This window comes from Actinomyces massiliensis 4401292 (genome assembly GCF_000269805.1).
Classification (GTDB): Bacteria; Actinomycetota; Actinomycetes; order Actinomycetales; family Actinomycetaceae; genus Actinomyces; species Actinomyces massiliensis.
The window spans coordinates 712410-730099 of record NZ_JH711481.1 but is presented as its reverse complement, the minus strand read 5'-3'; the positions used below and the strand labels follow the sequence as shown (position 1 = coordinate 730099).

The window sequence follows — 17690 nt, the reverse complement described above, 5'->3', positions numbered from 1 at the left end:
GTAAAGCGATGGTGCGGACGGCCCACTCAACCGGCCCCGCCGTCGTCCCCCGACTTCTCAGACTCCTCAGACTCCCCTGACTCCTCCTTGCGGGGCCTCCCCCGCCCGCGCATGGGCGCCGCGTGCACGCCCCGGCCGGCCTCGTCGAGAGCGTGGCGCAGGACGACCTCGATCTGGGCGTTGACCGAGCGCAGGTCGTCCGCCGCCCACTTGGCGATGGCCGCGTGGACGGCGGGGTCCAGCCTCAGCAGGACCTGCTTGCGCCCCTTCCCCGCCACAGGCTCGGCTCAGGCGTAGAGGGAGCCGGTGTTGACGACGGGCTGGGTGCGCTGGTCGGAGCACAGGACGACGAGCAGGTTGGAGACCATCTGCGCGCGGCGCTCGTCGTCCATGGCGACGATGTCGCCCTCCTCCAGGCGCCTGAGGGCCTGGTCGACCATGGTGACGGCGCCTTCGACGATCTGCTCGCGGGCGGCGATGACGGCGCCGGCCTGCTGGCGCTGGAGCATGGCCTGGGCGATCTCGGGGGCGTAGGCGAGCGAGGAGATGCGGACCTCGACGATCTCCAGGCCGGCCAGCGCGACCCGGGCGGCGACCTCGGCGGCCAGCTCGGCGGAGACGACGTCGGTGCCACCGCGCAGGGAGGTCTCGCCGGGGCCGGGCTCGTCGTAGGGGTGGGTGGTGGCGACGTGGCGCAGCGCGGACTCGGCCTGCGCCTTGATGAAGTCCTCGTAGGCCTCGACGGCGAACACGGCGCGGGCGGTGTCGGCCACCTGCCACACGACGATGGCGGCGATGTTGACGGGGTTGCCCTCCAGGTCGTTGACCTTGAGCTCATTGGTCTCGAAGTTGTGGACCTTGACGGAGACCTTCTTGCCGGTGGTCAGCGGAGGGACGAGGGCGACCCCCGTACGGCGCACGGTGCCGATGTACTGGCCGAAGAACTGGCGGACGCTGGTCTGGCCGGGGACGACGATCACCAAGGAGCTGGACAGCAGTATGGTCACGAACACGACTCCTGCGGCTCCGCCGATGATCCGGGCCGCCGCCCCCGGCTCGCCCGCGTCGGCGGCCTGGGCGCCAGTGCCGATGAGGACGACCGAGCCCGCTATGGCCGCCAGCAGGATGATGAGGGCGAGGAAGGCGACTGCGGAGCCAGCGGCGCGCGCGGGCCTCTCTGTGATGTCGACGCGGCCGGAAGAGCGCTCCGGCGCGTTGGACGCCGGGTCCGAGAGCGCGGGCGCGTTGGAATTACTAGCAGCAGTGGAGCTGGTGGACATGCGGGCCTCCTTGTTGGCTAGCAAAATGATATCTATTTTTTTGCCAAGCGCAACTGCGAGACGACGGCCGCACATGAAGCGAGGACCGCACCGCCCGCACAGGAGCCGTCCAAACAGACATTCTCGAACGAGGGCGACGGTGGCACCGTCGCCCTCGTTCGAGAATGTCAATCTCGTCAGCCTCTCCGCCGGAGGCCCTCAGGGCTCCAGCTGACGGACAACGGATCCGGTGACGCGAAGCCCCCTCCCATAGAACCAGCGGGCCAGCCTGCACAGCGCACCCTCGGACTGCGGAGCCGAGGGGAAACCGGGCTCGAACCGATCGACGAAAGCGCCGATATCGCCGTCGGGCGGAACCGGAGCCACGATCGCGCCCGCCTTCACCGCGGCCTGCGCGCCCTCGTCGGTGCAGGCCACCACCAGGCAGCGCTGCACCGGAGCGCCGACGCCTCGAGTCGCCCACTGGACCGTGCGGACCGCGGACCGGTGGGGCAGGACCCGCCACGGGATGCCGTGCCGGTCCAGCGCGACGATGACGTCCAGCCCACCGTCGGGGACGGCGTCGTCCGCCGGATCAAGCGATTCGAACAGGACGGCCTGCACCTCCGTGATCCTCATGGAGCCCACCCCTTCGCCGAGGCCAGCAGGCCGCGCAACTCATCCAGACCGCGGCACACGACGTCGCCGTCCCGGGCTCCACCCACGGCCACGACGACGGTCCCCGCGGCCCGCGCCGCCGCCAGCCCGGGAGCGGAGTCCTCCACCGCGGCCGCGCACCGGGGCTCTACTCCCAGGCGCCGAGCACCCAGCAGGTACCCCTCCGGGTGGGGCTTGCCGCGCTCGACGTCGTCGCGAGAGACGACGACCGGCGGATCCAGCCCGGCCGCCCCCAGACGCGCGCGAGCCAGGCGGGGATGGGCGTTGGTGACGACCGCCCAGGGCAGGGACCGGCCATCCATCCAGGCGATCAGCTCCAGGGCGCCGGGGGCGGGCCGGACGCCATCGGTGTCCGCGCACTCGCGCTCCAGGTGGGCGGCGACGTGCTCGGCGAGCTCGGCCTCGCCTATGCCCGGCAGGAAGCGCCGCACGGTAGTGGCGACGTCCGAACCATGACAGACCGCCAGGACGTCGGCCGCCTCGACGCCGTTGGCTCGGGCCCAAGCAGCCCAGGCCGCCTCGACGGCATCATCGGAGTTCACCAGGGTGCCGTCCATGTCGAGGAGAACAGCCCGACAGGGGGCAAGATGGTGGGTGTGTGCGCTCATGCACCTATTAAACTCGCGTGCCGATTAAAATACTAGACGAGGGACCGGAGAAGCTCATGCCACAGCCGACGCACCCGGCGCAACGACGCGGCACCGCCGACCGGCTCCGCTGGACCCTGGCGGCCGATGTCTGCGCCCTGGTACGCCGCCACCCCGGCATCACCCGGGCACGGGTCGCCCAAGAACTCGCGATCTCCAGCGGCACGGCCGCCGATCTGGTGACGCGCATGCGCCAGGCCGCCATCCTCGGCGAGGGGACGCCGGTCCCCCACGGCCGGGGGCGGCCCACCTCGGAGCTCACCGCACACCCGGAGGGCCCACTCATCGTCGCCATCGAGATCACCGCCACCGGCTGGCGGATGGCGACCGCCGGCCTCGACGGCCGCCTGACAGCCGCAGCCTCCGCCCCCCATCGCGGCCGCGGCCCAGACGACGTGCTCGCCCCGATCCGCCGAGCGGTGATCGCGGAGGCGAACGGCCGCCCGGGCCGGGTGCGGGCCGTATCGGTCGCCGTGGCCGCCACCGTCCGCGAGGGAACCGTCGTCCAATCCTCCGTCCTGGATTGGGACCAGGTGAGCCTCACCCCCCTGGCCGTGCCGGACACCGCCCTCCTCGTCGCCAACGACGCCACCTGCGAGGCCCTGGCGGAGTCCCGCCGCGGCGCCTCGCGCGGCGCACGCAGCGCCCTGCATCTGACCGTGCTCACAGGCGTCGGCGGCGGCCTCGTCCTTAACGGCGCGCCCGTGCTCGGGGCGACCGGACTGGCGATGGAGGTCGGGCACCTCCCCCTGGGCGACCCGAAGGCGGTCTGCGACTGCGGTGCGCGTGGCTGCTGGGACACCGTCCTGGGAACCAGGCCGCTGGCCGGGCGACTGAGGGCCGAGGACGACTCGGCGGCCGGTGTTGGGGCGATCATCGCCCGAGGGGCCCCCGCCCATCGCCCGGCGATTGAGGCCGCGTCCGCGAGCCTGGGCAGCGGCCTGGCCGGGCTGATCAATGTCACCGACCCCGACGTCGTCACCCTCGGCGGGATCGGGCCGCTTCTGCGCGCTCATTCGCCCGAGGCATTCGAGGAGGCCCTGGCGAACGGCCTCATGCGATGCCTGCGCGAGGACCAGCCGAGGATCGTCGTCGGCGAGCTCGGGGCCGACGCCGCACTGGTCGGCACCATCGAAGCCGCCCTGGACGAGGTGGCGAGCCCCGCCGGACTGGCTGCCTGGGCGACTCGGGGGCAGTCCGACCGGTAGGGCCGGCTGCCCTCCCTCCCGCATTTCCCCCTCACTCTCCTATGCCCTTCCCATCCAGATAGACATTTTCGAACGAGATCGACGGTGCCACCGTCGATCTCGTTCGAGAATGTCAATCTCGTCAACCTCGACGCAGGAGCCGCCCACCCCCGCCCCCTCTTTTCGCCGAGATCGGTCGCACTCCGCCTCGAGATCGGTCCAGTTCCGCCTCGAGATCGGTCGCACTCCGGCTCGAGATCGGTTCGAAGCGCCCGCCGGGCTCCGCGCCCTTCAAGGCTCGCCTTGGGGAGCCGGTCAAGATGCCCGCCGGCGCACCCGCGCCGCCGTAGCCTGGGGCGCATGAGCACCGACGCCCCCTCGCTCTTCGACGCCGCGGCGGAGAGCGGCGACCCCGCCGTCACGGACCCGACGCGACCGCTTGCGGACCGTCTGCGGCCGCGCGCACTCGACGACGTCGTGGGCCAGGACCACCTGCTGGCCCCGGATGCGCCACTGGGCCGCATGGTCGAGGCGGGCCGACTGTCCTCCATCATCTTGTGGGGGCCGCCGGGCTGCGGGAAGACGACGATCGCCCGACTGCTGGCAGCGCGCACCGGCCTGATTTTCGAGCAGATCTCGGCGACCTTCTCCGGAGTGGCGGATCTCCGCAAGGTCTTCACCACCGCTGCGCGCCGCCACGAGCTCGGGCAGGGCACGCTGCTGTTCGTCGACGAGATCCACCGGTTCAACCGCGCGCAGCAGGACTCCTTCCTGCCCTACGTCGAGGACGGGACGGTCGTACTGGTCGGCGCGACCACGGAGAACCCGAGCTTCGAGCTCAACGGCGCCCTACTGTCCCGCTGCCAGGTCCTGGTCCTGCGCCGCCTCGACGACCGCGCCCTGGCCGTCCTGCTCGCCCGCGCCGAGGCGATGGCCGGCGGCCCGCTCCCGCTGACCGAGGCCGCCCGCGCAGCCCTGATCATCATGGCCGACGGCGATGGCCGCTATCTGCTGAGCATGGTCGAGCAGATCGTGGGCTGGGCCCGCCTCAGGGGAGCCGGTGACCGGTCGGCCCGGGGAGCCGAGAACGGCTCCGGCCACGACAGCGGGGACACGGGAACACCCGAAAGGCCCCGCTCACCCGCGAGCCCCGGAGCGCCGGTGACACCTGACCCGCACACCAGACCCCGCTCACCCGTGGGCCCCGAGGCCGACTTGCCAGCCGGGGCCGACCTCCCGCACGGGGCCGAAGACCGCACCGGGACCGACAGGGCCCACGCCGCCCGGGAGACCGGCGACAGAGCCGGGACAGCCGGGGCCGACGCCGCCCCTGACAGCCGGGCTCTTCTGGACGCCGAGGATCTGACCGCCGTCGTCGCCTCGCGATCTCCCCTGTACGACAAGTCCGGCGAGGAGCACTACAACCTCATCTCGGCCCTCCACAAGTCGATGCGCGGCTCCGATCCGGACGCCGCCCTGTACTGGCTGGCGCGGATGCTGGACGGTGGGGAGGATCCGCTGTACGTGGTGCGGCGTCTCGTGCGCTTCGCCAGCGAGGATGTGGGAATGGCCGAGCCCGGGGCCCTGCAGATGGCATTGGCCGCCTGGGATGCCTATGAGCGACTCGGCTCCCCGGAGGGGGAGCTCGCCATCGCCCAGGCGGTCGTGCACCTGGCCACCGCGCCCAAGTCGATCGCGGTCTACCGGGGTCTCGGGCGGGCGCAGAGGGCGGCGCAGCAGACGGGCTCGCTCGCCCCGCCCGCGCACATCCTCAATGCGCCGACGCGCCTGATGAAGGAGCTCGGCTACGGGGCCGGCTACCAGTACGACCCGGATACCGCCGACGGCTTCTCGGGCGCCGACTACTTCCCCGACGGCTACCCGCCGCCCGGCGAGCGCGAGCCCTTCTACGAGCCGACCGATCGCGGTCACGAGCGCCGCATCCGCGAACGCCTGACCCACTGGGAGGCGCTGCGGCGGAAGCGCCAGCACCCCCACGGCTGAGTACGACGGCGGGGCCGGCGAGTGCGCACTGCCGTTCGATCCTCGCGCCCGACCCAGGAGAGGAAGCGCTCCTCACGGGTCCTCTCCGGGGCGGCGGGCATGAGTCAGGGTCAGGCGTAGGCGAGCTCGCGACTGGCGCTCTTGAAGGTGCTGCCCCGATCCTCCATGAGGCCCTGCACCTGTTCGAGAAAGTCCCTGGCGGTCTGGGCCGCCGCCGAGGGGAGCATGCTGGAGACCTCCAGAGAGATGGCCACACTGGAGATGCTGGGCGCGGGGCGCACCTCGATGACCGCGATCCCCTCCCGCCCACGAGCGTACTCGCGCGCCTTGACGTCCAGGTCGTGGGCCAGGTCGGCAATCGACTCGGGGTTGTCTGTCCTGAGGTAGGTGGTCGCCTCGAACTTCTTTGCGCGCGTCATCTTTCTTCAGCTCCATAGGCCTGCGGTTTCTTCCCAGCGTCACAGGACGTACTGGGAAGAGACCGGATCCGACCGCCGACGAGGGCGGCGCAGCAAGCACACACATGCTCACCACAAGCGCCAGATTACACGAGCCCACACCCTTTGATGAGAAGGTTCATCAAGGGCGATGCCGCCATCCCAGTGCCTGTCACCCTCCGCAGGACCGCTCGCACACTGCGAGCCCAGCTCCTCCGGACGGGGGGCGCCGGCGCGATGCTAACGAGGGCCGCAGTATGCGGACACCCGGCCTCTCCGGACGGGGGCGCCCGGCCCGTACGTACAGGACCGGCGCCTAGCCGAGGCACTGCAAACGCACTCACCTGCAATCGCGCGCGTCAGCACCGCTGCCACGGAGCAGGAGCACGCCGCCTTTCACGGAGCTGCTTCGCTATGGTGCTTCGCTATGGTGCTTCGTTATGGTGAGCGACGAGTTCAGTTCCGAGGCGAACCAGTTCGGCCCGCAGCTCCGAGGGTGATATGACCTCGATGCGGTTACCCCATCCGGCGAGTTGTTCGGCGAGGCCGGTCAAGAGGTGGGCTCGGACTTCGACCGCAGCATGCTCGCCCTGCCGGTCGAGCACTGTGCAGTATCGACCGAACTGCTGTTGCAGGATCGGCACAACCGTCATGGGAACTCTGAGCGTCGCGGCGATCTGCGAACGCAAGGTCTCGACTTCCTCGGCATGAGCGTGCCAGTAGGCGACAAGATCGAAATCGTGCGGTGGCTCGAACTGCTCACCTGTGAGATGAAGTTCAGCCAGTCGTTCGACTCGGTAGCTCCGCGGCCCCCGCTCACCATCCGCAATGAGATACCAGATGCCCGCCTTGGCAACCAGCCCCAGGGGCCGAAGCTCGTGCGCGCCCCGGGCGCCCTCGCCCGTGGTGTAGGAGGCCCGAACCATCTGCCGCTTCACGATCGCATCACGCAGCAACTCCAGACCTTTCGCCGATTCGCGAGGATGCTCGCCCCATGCGGTGTGGTCGTAGTGAATCGACGCGGCAAGGCGTTCGGCTTCGTCGCGCATCGATTCCGGCAATGCACGAATCAGTTTCTTCGTGGCGAGGCGCGTCTGCGGCGAGGCGAGTCCAGCAGTACCCAGCAGCCAGAACACGGCTCGCGACTCATACACCGAAAGCCCGGACAGGTTGGTGCGGGCGTCACCGATGAGCTGCCACCCTCCGCCGCGACCCGACTGCACATAGAGGGGCACGCCCGCCGCCGACAGCGCTTCGAGGTCACGTCTGGCCGTCGCCAGTGACACCTCCAACTCAGCCGCAACCGTAGCGGCGGTGACTCGGCCCCGGGATTGCAGCAGGAGCAGGAGAGCGATGAGCCGGTCAGCACGCATGGCTCGATCTTCTCAAGCAAAGTGCTCATAAGATGAGCACTTCACCTGCCAGAGTGGAGTAGAACGATCCCTCACGAAGCAAGGACAGCACGATGACTCACCTGCAGGGCCTCACCACGATGGTGCTCACCGCCGACGATGTGGACGCAGCAGCCGACTGGTACTCCGACACCCTCGGCATTGGCCCGTACTTCCGCCGTCCCGAGACCGGGCCTGCCGCATACGTCGAGTTCCGCATCGGCCCCGACGAAGACGAGCTCGGCATCATGAACCGCGCCTACGCACCGGCAGGGTCTTCGGGTGCGGGCGGCTCGACCACCTATTGGCAGGTCGACGACGTCGAGTCGGCCCTGGACGCGCTTCTCGCCCGTGGCGCGCAGATACACGCTCCTACGACCGAACGCGGCGGCGGATTCACGACGGCTTCCATCATCGACCCGTTCGGCAACGTCCTCGGACTGATGCACAGCCCTCACTGGGCGCACCGGCACTGCACCAGCACTGACCCGGCACTGAATCGCGAGGTTCATTGATGAGCGATCAGCCGTATCTCTCCGCCCTTGTCGGCTCGGACTCGGAGGGCCTGTCGGCCCTGTGGCGTACAACGTCGCGCTCAGCACCGAGGGCGAGCACCTGGAACGCCCACCCGCCGTCCGCTCACCGCCCCCGGCGCAGACGGCCCGTGCGACGCGCCCACAGCAGCAGGCCGGCGCCCAGGACGACGGCGTTGGGGATCAGCCCCACCATTGGGGAGACGATCAGGTGCTTGCCCGGGGCGATCGGAAGCCCGCCCGTCGTCAGGGGGAGCTGGCTGAGGTTGGCCACGCTGTGGGCGATGACGCCGGGCCAGAAGCTCCCGCTGAGCAGCCGCAGCTCGGTGAACAGGGGCGCCCACAGGTTCATGATCACGACCCCCAGCGTGAAGAAGACGACCGGGGGAACATCCCAGACCGCGCGCACCAGGGACTCGTCCAAGAAGAACAGGTAATAGGGGCAGTGCCACACCGCCCACACAGTCCCCGAGATAACCCAGACCCAGGGATCCGGCAGCCCTCGACCCACGAGGGCGGGCGCCAGATAGCCGCGCCAAGCCCCTTCCTCGAAGACGTTCTTGCCCAGAGTCCCCACCGCAGCCGCAACCACCACGCCCGCGAAGGCACCCAGCCCGGAAGGCTCCAGCCACCCGGCCGCCCAACCAACGGCGATGGCCGCCGCGAACGACAGGGGAAAGACGACCAGCGCCACACCGTAGGCCCGAAGCCGCCCCGGCTTCCACGAGGCGCCGTAGGAGCGCCGCAGGGATCGATCCGTGACGCCCATGACGATGCCGGCCAGCAGCGGAATCGCGATCCAAATGCCGGCACCCGCCGAGTCCATGGAGTCGGGAGTTCCGAGGAGACGATTGACGAAGACCCCGATCCACCCGGAACTAAGTGCGATGACGACGAAGACCAGGAGGCGGGCCCTGGAACTCACCGCGGGGACGCCATTGGAAGGGCATGTTTCACTCATGCCCATACTGTAAAATGCGACTATTCGATTTTACAAGTATAGCGGCAGCCTCGTTCGCTCCCCGCCCGTGGCGCGCAGATACACGCTCCTACGACCGAACGCGGCGGCGGATTCACGACGGCCTCCATCATCGACCCGTTCGGCAACGTCCTCGGACGGATGCACAGCCCCCACTGGGCGCATCGGCACCTGCACCGGCACCGAACCAGCACTGCACCGGCACTGACCCGGCACTGAATCGCGAGGTTCATTGATGAGTGACTAGCCGTATCTCTCCGCCTTTGTCGGCTCGGACTCGGAGGGCCTGTCGGCCCTGTGGCGTACAAGGTCGTCCGGCTCGTTGTTGTGCGCGATGGCACGGCCGTCGTGTTCAGCGAGTTCGGTCAACAGCCCGTCATCCTCGGTGACGCGGTGCTGCTGGGGCCAAGCGCGCTGTTCGCGGGGACCCGAGGGGCGGGTCGCCTATACGGCCGGGGATCATGCGGGCCAGCTGTTGCCATGGCTGGATGAAGTGGCTGGACGAAATGGTCGCGCGCAGCACCGAGGGCGAGCACCTGGAACGCGCCCGCCCGCCGTCCGCTCACCGAGCCCAGCGCAGGCGGCCCGTGCGACGCGCCCGCCCGCCGTCCGCTCACCGAGCCCGGCGCAGACGGCCCGTGCGACGCGCCCACAGCAACAGGCCCGCACCCAGGACGACGGCGTTGGAGATCAGGCCCGCCAATGGGGAGACGATCAGGTGCTTGCCCGACTCGATCGGAAGCCCGCCGTACGCCAGGGGGAGCTGACTGAGGTTGGCCACGCTGTGGGCGATGACGCCGGGCCAGAAGCTCCCGCTGAGCAGCCGCAGCTCGGTGAACAGGGGCGCCCACAGGTTCATGATCACGATCCCCAGCGTGGCGTAGACGACCGGGGGGACGTCCCAGACCGCGCGCGTCAGGGACTCATCGAAGAGGAACAGGTAGTAGGGGTAGTGCCACACCGCCCACACAGTCCCCGAGATAACCCAGACCCAGAGGTCCGGCAGCCCTCGACCCACGAGGGCGGGCGCCAGGTAGCCGCGCCAGGCCCCTTCCTCGAAGACGTTCTTGCCCAGAGTCCCCACCGCAGCCGCGACCACCACGCCCGCGAAGGCACCCAGCCCGGAAGGCTCCAGCCACCCGGCCGCCCAACCAACGGCGATGGCCGCCACAAAGGACAGGGGGAAGACGACGAGCGCCACACCGTAGGCCCGGAACCGGCCCGGCTTCCACGAGGCGAGATAGGAGCGCCGCAGGGACGGATCCGTGAGCCCCATGACAATGCCGACCAGCAGCGGAGTCACGATCCAGATGGCGGCGCCCGCCGAGTCCATGGAGTCGGGAATGCCGAGGAGGCGGTTGACGAAGACCCCGATCCACCCGGAACTAAGTGCGATGACGATGAAGACCAGGAGGCGAGCCCTGGAACTCACCGCGGGGACGCCATTGGAAGGGCATGTTTCACTCATGCCCATACTGTAAAATGCGACTATTCGATTCTACAAGTATGAAAGTGGCTCCCGTTCACCCATCCCCGCCATCGCGCTCGCCGTCCCGATCCGCAGCTTCCCTCGCCTTGGCCGCATGATCTGCGACGTCGCGCCGAACCCGTTCGAGCCACTCCAGTTCGAACCTCGCCCCCTGGAGCCCGTGGCGCAGCGTCGCGGCCTTGAGAAGGGTGTCGAGATCCACGACATCGAACTCGATCGCCTCCAGAGTCTCCAGCTCCTGGCGGAGCGCCCGTTCGGCCTCCTCCAGGAGCGCATCGACCCTCTCGTGGCCCAGCCGGGCGGCGAAGAAGATCCGCGCGAGCAACGGGTCCTTGCCCAAGCGGGGTTCGAGCGGGCTGGCCAGCCAGGCATCCAGCTCCGCCCAGCCCTCCGGCGTCAGGCTGTGCACACGCCGATCGGGTCGCCCCGTCTGGGCGATGACCCGCGTCGAGATTGCGCCGTCGTCCTCCAGGCGGTCCAGAGTGCGGTAGACCTGGGACTGGTCGGCATGCCAGAAGTTGACGACGGAGCCGGCGAAGGCACGACTGAGGTCGTAGCCGCTCTGCGGTCCATGGGACAGCAGCCCAAGAATGGCGTGCCTGAGTTTCATACGGAAACAGTAGACGAGGAACGGCTCCGAAGGCCGGACGGCCCGGCCTCAGCGGGGCAGATCCGGGTCACTCTCCCCCAGAATGGCCTCGCGCAGCACTCGGGCGTGGGTGCGATTCCTGTCGTGTCCGGCGATCAGCAGGGTCACCCGCCCCTGCAGCGCCTCGGCGCGCAGCCTCTCGACCGCCTCCACGGCCCGAGGCTCCTCCTCCAGCTCGGCGCGGTAGGCGGGAACGAACTGCTCCCAGGTCAGGTCGCCGGAGTGGAAGGCCCGACGCAGCGCCGTTGACGGCGTGGCGTCCTTCGCCCACTCATCCAACGCGGCCCGTTCCTTGCTGACCCCGCGCGGCCACAGCCGATCAGCTAGGACGCGCCGGCCGTCGTCGGACGAGGGCTCGTCCCGCACCCCCTTGATCACGACGTCGTCGGCGACGGGCACATTGCTTCGACCAGGACTCATGCCCCCACCCTAGTTCCGGGCGGGAGCAGAGAAGCCTCCAACGAGGTCGACATTCTCGAACGAGATCGACGGTGGCACCGTCGATCTCGTTCGAGAATGTCGACCTCGACGACGTGCAGGCAGGAACCGGCCCCGCTAGGGCTCGACGAGCACCGCGACCGTGCGCGCGGGAATCGTCACCAGGCCGGTGGAGGCGTCGAAACGGGTCTCGCGCACCACCGGGTCCACACCGCAGACCTGGACCTCGGAGAGCACCAGGAAGCGGTCCACCAGGGCGTCGACCCGCTGGCTGACCTCGCGCGGCGTCGCATTGATCACCACCACGACCCCGTCCAGCGCGGGGTCAACATCCGCCTCGCCCGCGCCGTCGTCGATCACCATGATGATGATGCCGGGCTGCGCACGCGGACCACTGGACGGGAAACTCACGCGCTCACGGATGAGTTCGGCGGACCCCAGGGAGAACAGCGGCGTGCTGCGCCGCAGTCGCAGAACATCGAGAGCCTGCTCCTGGGCGGCGGCGATGTCGCGGGCGGTGGGGCGCAGCTCGTCATGGGCGAGCAGCTCGGCCTGGATGATCCAGGACTCGAAGTTGCGCCCCGCCGGCGGCAATCCCCGCCCCCAGCCGTTGTCCCGCCCGGACCAGTCGATGGCGTTGAAGTGGTCGCCGGAATTGTAGGAATCGGTGTCCAGGGACTTGCTGCGCAGCAGCTCGCAACCCGCCGCCCAGAAGGCCGGCGACTGGCCCAGCGTGGCGATGGCCAGGCACAGGGTGTTCATGCGCACCCGGTCCGCCATGGAGGTGGGCAGCGGCAGCTTGTACGCCAGGCGGTCGAAAAGGGTCTCGTCGCCATGGGAGGACACGTAGGCGATGGAGTCCACGGGCTCGATGCCGTAGGCCGCCGGGGACTCCCCGTACCCGATCTCGTCGCCGCGTCGCCACTGCCCGTCGGAGGTCAGCAGGGTGTAGTCGCGCAGGTTGCCGGCCAGTGACAGCCGCACCAGGTCGCTGCGCCAGGCGAGGTCCCTGCGCGCCGCATCCTTCTTGCGCTCCTCCACGGCGTTGGGGTCGGTCAGCTCCCCGTTGCCCAGGCCCTGATCCGTCCGCGGGTCGGGCTGCTTGAAGCTGCCGCCGTGGACGGCGTCGCGCACCCGGTCGTTGAGGGTGCCGATGCCCAGCTCGCCGACCTGCCCCTGGCAGGCCTGGCGGAACAGAGCGTTGTCGGCCACCTCCCCCATGTTCCAGCCCTCGCCGTAAAGGTAGATGGGGTGTCCGACGGCGTCCTCGGCGATCTCGTCCAGCGCCTCGCGCAGGCGGGCCATTGTGCCGATGCTGTGGTAGCCCATGAGGTCGAAGCGGAAGCCGTCGACCCGGTAGTCGCGCACCCAGGCCACGCACGCGTCGATCATGAGCCGCTCGGCCATGGCGCGCTCGGTGGCCACGTTGTTGCGGCAGGTGCTCATCTCGATGGCGCCGTAGACGTCGAGGCGGTGGTAGTAGTCGGGCACGATCCGGTCGAGCACGGAGCACGGGTCCTGGCCCGCCGCGGCGGTGTGGTTGTACACCTGGTCGAGAACGACCTGCAGGCCCATGCCGTGCAGCGCCCCCACCATGTCGCGCACCTCGCGCGTGCGGGCGCCGCCGTCCTGGTGGCCTTCGCGCGCGTAGGAGCCCTCCGGGGCCATCCAGTGATACGGGTCGTAGCCCCAGTTGTAGGCGTCGCTGTCGGCCACGGCCGCCACCGCCGCCTGGGGACGGCGCGAGGAGGCCGAGGTATCGGCCGGAATCTCGGGGGACTTCTGGTCGGCCCGGTCCTCGGGGATGGTGGCGGTGTCGAAAATCGGCAGCAGGTGCAGGGTGTCGACGCCCGCGCCCACCAGCGCACCCAGGTGGCGGGTGCCGAGCGAATCGACGGTGAACGCGGCGTAGGTCCCGCGCAGCTCGGCCGGTACGGACTCGTCGGTGCAGGAGAAGTCGCGCACGTGAAGTTCGTAGATGGCCCGTGCGGCGTCGGAGTGGACGACGGGGCTGAGGTTCTCGCACCAGGCAGTGGGCTTGAGAGCGCGCTGCCCCAGATCGACGGCGACCGACCGGCGCGAATCGACCGTCAGAGCCGTGCTGTAGGGATCGGTGACCCGGTTGAGCTCGACCCGTCCCGTCGAGGGGACGAACACCTCGACTTCCCACAGGTACTGCGCACCGGCGCCGACGCGACCCGGATCCACCTCCCATCGGCCGTCATCGCACCGATGAGCGGGCAAGCGCATGGGCGGGTCATCGACCAGAGGCGACGATCCCGTCGGGTCGCCGGTCTCCCAGGCCAGGAGCGTGACGGCCAGGGCGGTCGGCGCCCACAGGGCGAAGGCCGGGAGCGCAGTGCCCTCGGTGACCCCGGCGGTCTCTGTGCCCCCGGCGCTCTCGACGCCCTCTGCGCCCTCGGTGTCCCCGGCGCTCTCGGAACCGGCAGCGTCACCGGCGCCGTCGGCGCCATCTGCGCCATCAGGGGCCTGCGGTTCGACGAAGCGGACGCCCAGTGGAGCCGAGCCGTCTCGCGTCGAGGCGGCGCCTCCCCAGAAGCGATCGATCAGCGGCCAGATCTGCACACCCGTGAAAGCCGTGAGCCAGCCGCCCGAGGCCGAGGCCGTCCGCTGGACGACGGCGAGTTGGCCGGTCAGAAGCGCTTCGACGTCCGCGCGCCCCAAACGGGGATCACCGAAGTCGTCGACGGTGGTCAGCGCCAAGTAGCCGCTCAGCTGTGGATGAGCGGCCACGACCTCGGGGCCGACCTCGCCGACCAGGACGAGGGGAACCTCGGAGCCGTGGGGGCCGCGATGCAGCAGTCCGTCCCGAACATGGGCCTGTCCATCGGGGGAGGAGACCAACCCGAAGCTGACGGGCGGGGCGCTGCGGGGGCGGCCATGGTGAGGACCCACGCACATAGCGGGGGTGACCCCTTTGGGAAGCAGGTCGGCGGGCCATGCCAGAGTCGTTTCATCAACCCAGTAAGCCCGGGCCTGCCCGGCTCCGGGGATGGGGCGCCGCACCGGAGCCTCATGGTGACGCTGCAGATCCGGAACAATCGGCCAGACCGTGGGTACGGCACTGTCCGGGGTCTTCGTGCTGATACGAGGGTCGTCAGTCATGTGCACCACCTTCCTGATGACATGCACAGCCTCGCATGCCGGATCACCTCCCGCCAAGACCGAAAAACGCAACTTGAGCCAACAAATGAGACGATCGAGTGACGGGCCGCGCGCTACCGAACCGATTTCGGCGCGGAAATGAACCGATCTCGACACAGGGCACCCGATCTCATTATGTGGACTGTACGTGTGGGTGCGCGCGTACGGGCGCGTATGGGCATGTATAGGGGGTATGCAGGCGGGCCGGCGCAGGCGCCGCCCCACCCCGCCCTTCGACGAGGTCGACATTCTCGAACGAGATCGACGGTGGCACCGTCGATCTCGTTCGAGAATGTCAATCTCGTCCGCCTAGACGCAGTAGACCACGCGGCGACACCGAAGGCCGGCGAGCGGCTGAGCAGCCGAGCAGCACGGCGACCGCCGTCGGAACCCCAACCGATCGGCGGCCGCCGTCAGGCGCTGCACCACTGCCCGGAGCGCCCAGCCGGGCTCGACGGGTCAGCCCCCACCGGACCGACCCGGGTCTGGATCGCGCCCTAGGCGATGCTCGCCTCGTAGACGCTCTCAGCGGTCGCCGCGAGAACCGCGTCGAACTCCTCCTGACTCTGACCGTCGCTCAGGCCCTCCAGCAGGGCGCGCGAGAAGCTCGCGATGAGGCCGGGGTTGCGCGCCAGGCGCGCGTTGGCGTCCTCGCGCTCGTAGCCGCCGGACAGCGCCACCACGCGCATCACCCGCGGGTGCTTCATGAGGTAGGAGTACAGGCCGTCAACGGTCGGGATGCTCACCTTGAGCATGACGTCGGCGCCCTCGGACAGGGCGTCGAGGCGCTCGGTCAGCGACGCCACCAGAAGCTCCTCGGCTTTGGCCTTGTCGGTTGCGTGAATATCGACCTCGGGCTCGATGATCGGCACCAGTCCGGCCGCGATGATCCGCTCAGCGATCTCGAACTGCTGCTCGACGACGGCGCGCACGCCCTCGGGATCGGCCGCCAGGATGACCGAGCGCATCTTGGTGCCGAAGATGCCGGCTTCGACGGCGCGCGCGAGCAGATCATCCAGCCCCGGGATCGGCTTCATGACCCTGGCTCGGTGCTCCTCGTCGGCCAGGCCCTTGTCGACCTTGAGGAAGGGGACGACGTGCTTGACCTCCCACAGGTACTCGGCGGTGGGACGGCCCTCGATCTGGCCGTCCATGGTCCGCTCGAAGAGGATGGCGCCGATGATGCGTTCGGAGGTGAAGGACTTCGAGGTGATGACGCGGGTGCGCATGGCGTGGACCAGGTCGAACATCTCGGCGTCGTTGGAGTAGCGCTCCGGGCCGACGCCGTAGCCGGCCAGCGCTTTGGGCGTGGAGCCCCCGGATTGATCGAGCGCGGCGATGAAGCCCGCTCCGTGTCGCATCTGCTCGGCCTGCTGCTCGTTCACGGTATCTCCTGCATCTCCTGCGATTGATTGCGGGTGCCGCGGCGGTCGCGCGGTCGGGCCCGAACGGCCCTGCAGCCACCACCTTACATGAGATTGATTCTCATGTGCACATCTGTGCACATCAAGAGTGAGCACACACCCCGAGCCCGGCCCGCCAATCCGCACCGAAATCGGTCCACTTCCGCACCGAGATCGGTCGTACTCCGCGTCGAGATCGGTCGAGTTCCGCACCGAGACTCGGTCCACCCACCGCATCCTCGTCGAGATTGACATTTTCGACTGAGACAGGGACCGACGGAGGGAGCGCGGGGGCCGACGGAAAGCAGAGACAGCGCAAGTCCCGGCGTGGACGGACGGCCCGGCAACCGGCTCAGCGAACAGGAGGGGCGGTGCTCCCGCGAACCAGGAGCTCGGTGGGAATGAGGATCTGCCGGGCGCCGTCGACCTCCCCGGAGGCCACCTGCTCCAGAACGAGTCCGACCATCTCCTCCCCGGCCCGCCAGAAGTCCTGACGCACCGTCGTCAGAGGCGGGAAGCTGTACTCCCCCAGCGACAGGCCATCGAAACCGACCACCGACACATCCTGCGGAACGCGCCGCCCGCGCTCGTGCATGGCGCGCATGAGCCCGATCGCCACCTCGTCATTGGCGCAGAAGACCGCCGTCGCCTCGGGATCGGCAGCCAGCCGCCCCCCGGCCGCATATCCGGAGGCCGCGGTCCAGTCGCCCTGCACCGGCTGGGGCACCGTCGCACCGGCCTCCTTGAGGCGGGCCGCCCAGGCCGCCGAACGGATGAGGGCGGACTGGGAGTCCTCCGGCCCGGTGACGTGATGGACCGTGCGGTGCCCGAGCCCCAGAAGGTGCTCGACGGCGTCACGCACCCCCTGCACCTGGTCGGCCGAGGCCGACGGGTAGTAGCCCACGAGCGCGGAGTCGGACACGGCCACCGGCACTCCGGCGGGCAGGGACAGGTGCTCACGCCCGGCGCGCCCCGCCTGAACCACGACCAGGCCATCAACCGCCTGGTGCGCCAGCCGCAGCACAGCGGTGCGCATGTCCTCGGAGGCCGGGCGCTCCACCTGCACCATCGAGACGGTGTAGCCGGCATCCCAGGCCGCCGAGAGCACACCCTCGGTGGTCAGCGCCTCACCGGTGCGCTGAATGTGCTGAGTGACCACCCCGATCGTGCGAGACGACCCCCGACGCAGCGCCTGAGCGGCGAGATTGGGCGAGTACCCCAGCTGCTCCATCGCACGCAGCACCTTGTCCCGGGTGCCGGGGCGCACGTTCGAGGCGCCGCTGGTGACTCGGGAGACCGTCTGGGTCGACACGCCGGCCAGCCGGGCGACGTCCGCGACCGACGGGACGCCGGACCGGCGCCGTCGCGAACCTCCCGCCTCACCCATGGGCACGAGGCTACCAAGCGCCTCGAGAGCATCCGGAAAACAAC

General features: G+C 69.5%; 16 protein-coding genes. 3 read left to right on the top strand and 13 right to left on the bottom strand.

Going from position 1 to position 17690, the window contains the following annotated elements; translation table 11 throughout:
* Positions 1-26 precede the first annotated feature (26 nt).
* The 4 genes from W5W_RS0103060 to W5W_RS0103045 all read right to left on the bottom strand — a co-directional run bounded on the left by W5W_RS0103060 (position 27) and on the right by W5W_RS0103045 (position 2545).
* A complete protein-coding gene (locus tag W5W_RS0103060; RefSeq protein WP_008729934.1) occupies positions 27-278 on the bottom strand; it encodes a type II toxin-antitoxin system antitoxin in 252 nt (83 codons plus the stop codon).
* Between the two features lie 9 nt (positions 279-287).
* Positions 288-1280: an SPFH domain-containing protein gene (locus W5W_RS0103055; protein WP_008729918.1), complete on the bottom strand. Its 993-nt coding sequence runs from the start codon at positions 1278-1280 to the stop codon at positions 288-290.
* Positions 1281-1478: 198 nt separating this feature from the next.
* Positions 1479-1898, bottom strand: a complete 420-nt coding sequence (locus W5W_RS0103050; RefSeq protein WP_154650227.1) for a hypothetical protein — start codon at positions 1896-1898, stop codon at positions 1479-1481.
* Positions 1895-2545, bottom strand: a complete 651-nt coding sequence (locus W5W_RS0103045) for an HAD family hydrolase (RefSeq protein ID WP_029574040.1) — start codon at positions 2543-2545, stop codon at positions 1895-1897. Before W5W_RS0103045 ends, W5W_RS0103050 begins: the two co-directional genes overlap by 4 nt.
* Positions 2546-2601: 56 nt before the next feature.
* On the opposite strand from W5W_RS0103045, the gene W5W_RS0103040 reads away from it, so the two are divergent.
* Both W5W_RS0103040 and W5W_RS15215 read left to right on the top strand, forming a co-directional pair.
* The gene (locus W5W_RS0103040) at positions 2602-3792 is read left to right on the top strand and encodes an ROK family protein (RefSeq protein ID WP_017194298.1); all 1191 of its coding nucleotides are present in this window, start codon (positions 2602-2604) and stop codon (positions 3790-3792) included.
* 339 nt (positions 3793-4131) lie between these two features.
* A complete protein-coding gene (locus W5W_RS15215; RefSeq protein WP_017194297.1) occupies positions 4132-5775 on the top strand; it encodes a replication-associated recombination protein A in 1644 nt (547 codons plus the stop codon).
* 110 nt (positions 5776-5885) lie between these two features.
* Here the strand turns inward: W5W_RS15215 and W5W_RS0103030 are convergent, their stop codons facing one another.
* A complete protein-coding gene (locus tag W5W_RS0103030; RefSeq protein WP_017194296.1) occupies positions 5886-6194 on the bottom strand; it encodes a hypothetical protein in 309 nt (102 codons plus the stop codon).
* Between the two features lie 443 nt (positions 6195-6637).
* Positions 6638-7585, bottom strand: coding sequence for a helix-turn-helix transcriptional regulator (locus W5W_RS0103025; RefSeq protein WP_017194295.1), 948 nt, complete (start codon positions 7583-7585; stop codon positions 6638-6640).
* A gap of 92 nt (positions 7586-7677) precedes the next feature.
* On the opposite strand from W5W_RS0103025, the gene W5W_RS0103020 reads away from it, so the two are divergent.
* On the top strand, positions 7678-8118 hold the full coding sequence (locus W5W_RS0103020) for a VOC family protein (RefSeq protein ID WP_017194294.1): 441 nt from the start codon (positions 7678-7680) through the stop codon (positions 8116-8118).
* Between the two features lie 124 nt (positions 8119-8242).
* Here W5W_RS0103020 and W5W_RS0103015 read toward each other — a convergent pair whose 3' ends face one another.
* The 7 genes from W5W_RS0103015 to W5W_RS0102985 all read right to left on the bottom strand — a co-directional run bounded on the left by W5W_RS0103015 (position 8243) and on the right by W5W_RS0102985 (position 17646).
* Complete coding sequence (locus W5W_RS0103015) at positions 8243-9097, bottom strand: CPBP family intramembrane glutamic endopeptidase (protein ID WP_238533234.1); 855 nt, start codon at positions 9095-9097, stop codon at positions 8243-8245.
* A 631-nt stretch (positions 9098-9728) separates the two neighbouring features.
* On the bottom strand, positions 9729-10583 hold the full coding sequence (locus tag W5W_RS0103010) for a CPBP family intramembrane glutamic endopeptidase (RefSeq protein ID WP_238533233.1): 855 nt from the start codon (positions 10581-10583) through the stop codon (positions 9729-9731).
* Between the two features lie 55 nt (positions 10584-10638).
* Positions 10639-11214 (bottom strand): PadR family transcriptional regulator, encoded by a 576-nt coding sequence (locus tag W5W_RS0103005; RefSeq protein ID WP_017194291.1) that lies wholly within the window; start codon positions 11212-11214, stop codon positions 10639-10641.
* 48 nt (positions 11215-11262) lie between these two features.
* Entirely contained in the window at positions 11263-11673 is a 411-nt protein-coding gene (locus W5W_RS0103000) for a DUF488 domain-containing protein (protein ID WP_193760055.1), read from the bottom strand.
* A gap of 135 nt (positions 11674-11808) precedes the next feature.
* Positions 11809-14817 (bottom strand): pullulanase-type alpha-1,6-glucosidase, encoded by a 3009-nt coding sequence (gene pulA / locus W5W_RS0102995; protein WP_017194290.1) that lies wholly within the window; start codon positions 14815-14817, stop codon positions 11809-11811.
* A gap of 536 nt (positions 14818-15353) precedes the next feature.
* Positions 15354-16241, bottom strand: a complete 888-nt coding sequence (locus W5W_RS0102990) for a fructose bisphosphate aldolase (RefSeq protein ID WP_008730852.1) — start codon at positions 16239-16241, stop codon at positions 15354-15356.
* Between the two features lie 370 nt (positions 16242-16611).
* Positions 16612-17646, bottom strand: coding sequence for a LacI family DNA-binding transcriptional regulator (locus W5W_RS0102985; RefSeq protein ID WP_017194289.1), 1035 nt, complete (start codon positions 17644-17646; stop codon positions 16612-16614).
* Positions 17647-17690 lie beyond the last annotated feature (44 nt).

Bases quoted from the DNA above. Each gene is read 5' to 3' on its own strand.
- W5W_RS0103055 (WP_008729918.1), bottom strand. From the start codon at position 1,280: ATGTCCACCAGCTCCACTGCTGCTAGTAATTCCAACGCGCCCGCGCTC.
- W5W_RS0103050 (WP_154650227.1), bottom strand. From the start codon at position 1,898: ATGAGGATCACGGAGGTGCAGGCCGTCCTGTTCGAATCGCTTGATCCG.
- W5W_RS0103045 (WP_029574040.1), bottom strand. From the start codon at position 2,545: ATGAGCGCACACACCCACCATCTTGCCCCCTGTCGGGCTGTTCTCCTC.
- W5W_RS0103040 (WP_017194298.1), top strand. From the start codon at position 2,602: ATGCCACAGCCGACGCACCCGGCGCAACGACGCGGCACCGCCGACCGG.
- W5W_RS15215 (WP_017194297.1), top strand. From the start codon at position 4,132: ATGAGCACCGACGCCCCCTCGCTCTTCGACGCCGCGGCGGAGAGCGGC.
- W5W_RS0103030 (WP_017194296.1), bottom strand. From the start codon at position 6,194: ATGACGCGCGCAAAGAAGTTCGAGGCGACCACCTACCTCAGGACAGAC.
- W5W_RS0103025 (WP_017194295.1), bottom strand. From the start codon at position 7,585: ATGCGTGCTGACCGGCTCATCGCTCTCCTGCTCCTGCTGCAATCCCGG.
- W5W_RS0103020 (WP_017194294.1), top strand. From the start codon at position 7,678: ATGACTCACCTGCAGGGCCTCACCACGATGGTGCTCACCGCCGACGAT.
- W5W_RS0103015 (WP_238533234.1), bottom strand. From the start codon at position 9,097: ATGAGTGAAACATGCCCTTCCAATGGCGTCCCCGCGGTGAGTTCCAGG.
- W5W_RS0103010 (WP_238533233.1), bottom strand. From the start codon at position 10,583: ATGAGTGAAACATGCCCTTCCAATGGCGTCCCCGCGGTGAGTTCCAGG.
- W5W_RS0103005 (WP_017194291.1), bottom strand. From the start codon at position 11,214: ATGAAACTCAGGCACGCCATTCTTGGGCTGCTGTCCCATGGACCGCAG.
- W5W_RS0103000 (WP_193760055.1), bottom strand. From the start codon at position 11,673: ATGAGTCCTGGTCGAAGCAATGTGCCCGTCGCCGACGACGTCGTGATC.
- pulA (WP_017194290.1), bottom strand. From the start codon at position 14,817: ATGACTGACGACCCTCGTATCAGCACGAAGACCCCGGACAGTGCCGTA.
- W5W_RS0102985 (WP_017194289.1), bottom strand. From the start codon at position 17,646: ATGGGTGAGGCGGGAGGTTCGCGACGGCGCCGGTCCGGCGTCCCGTCG.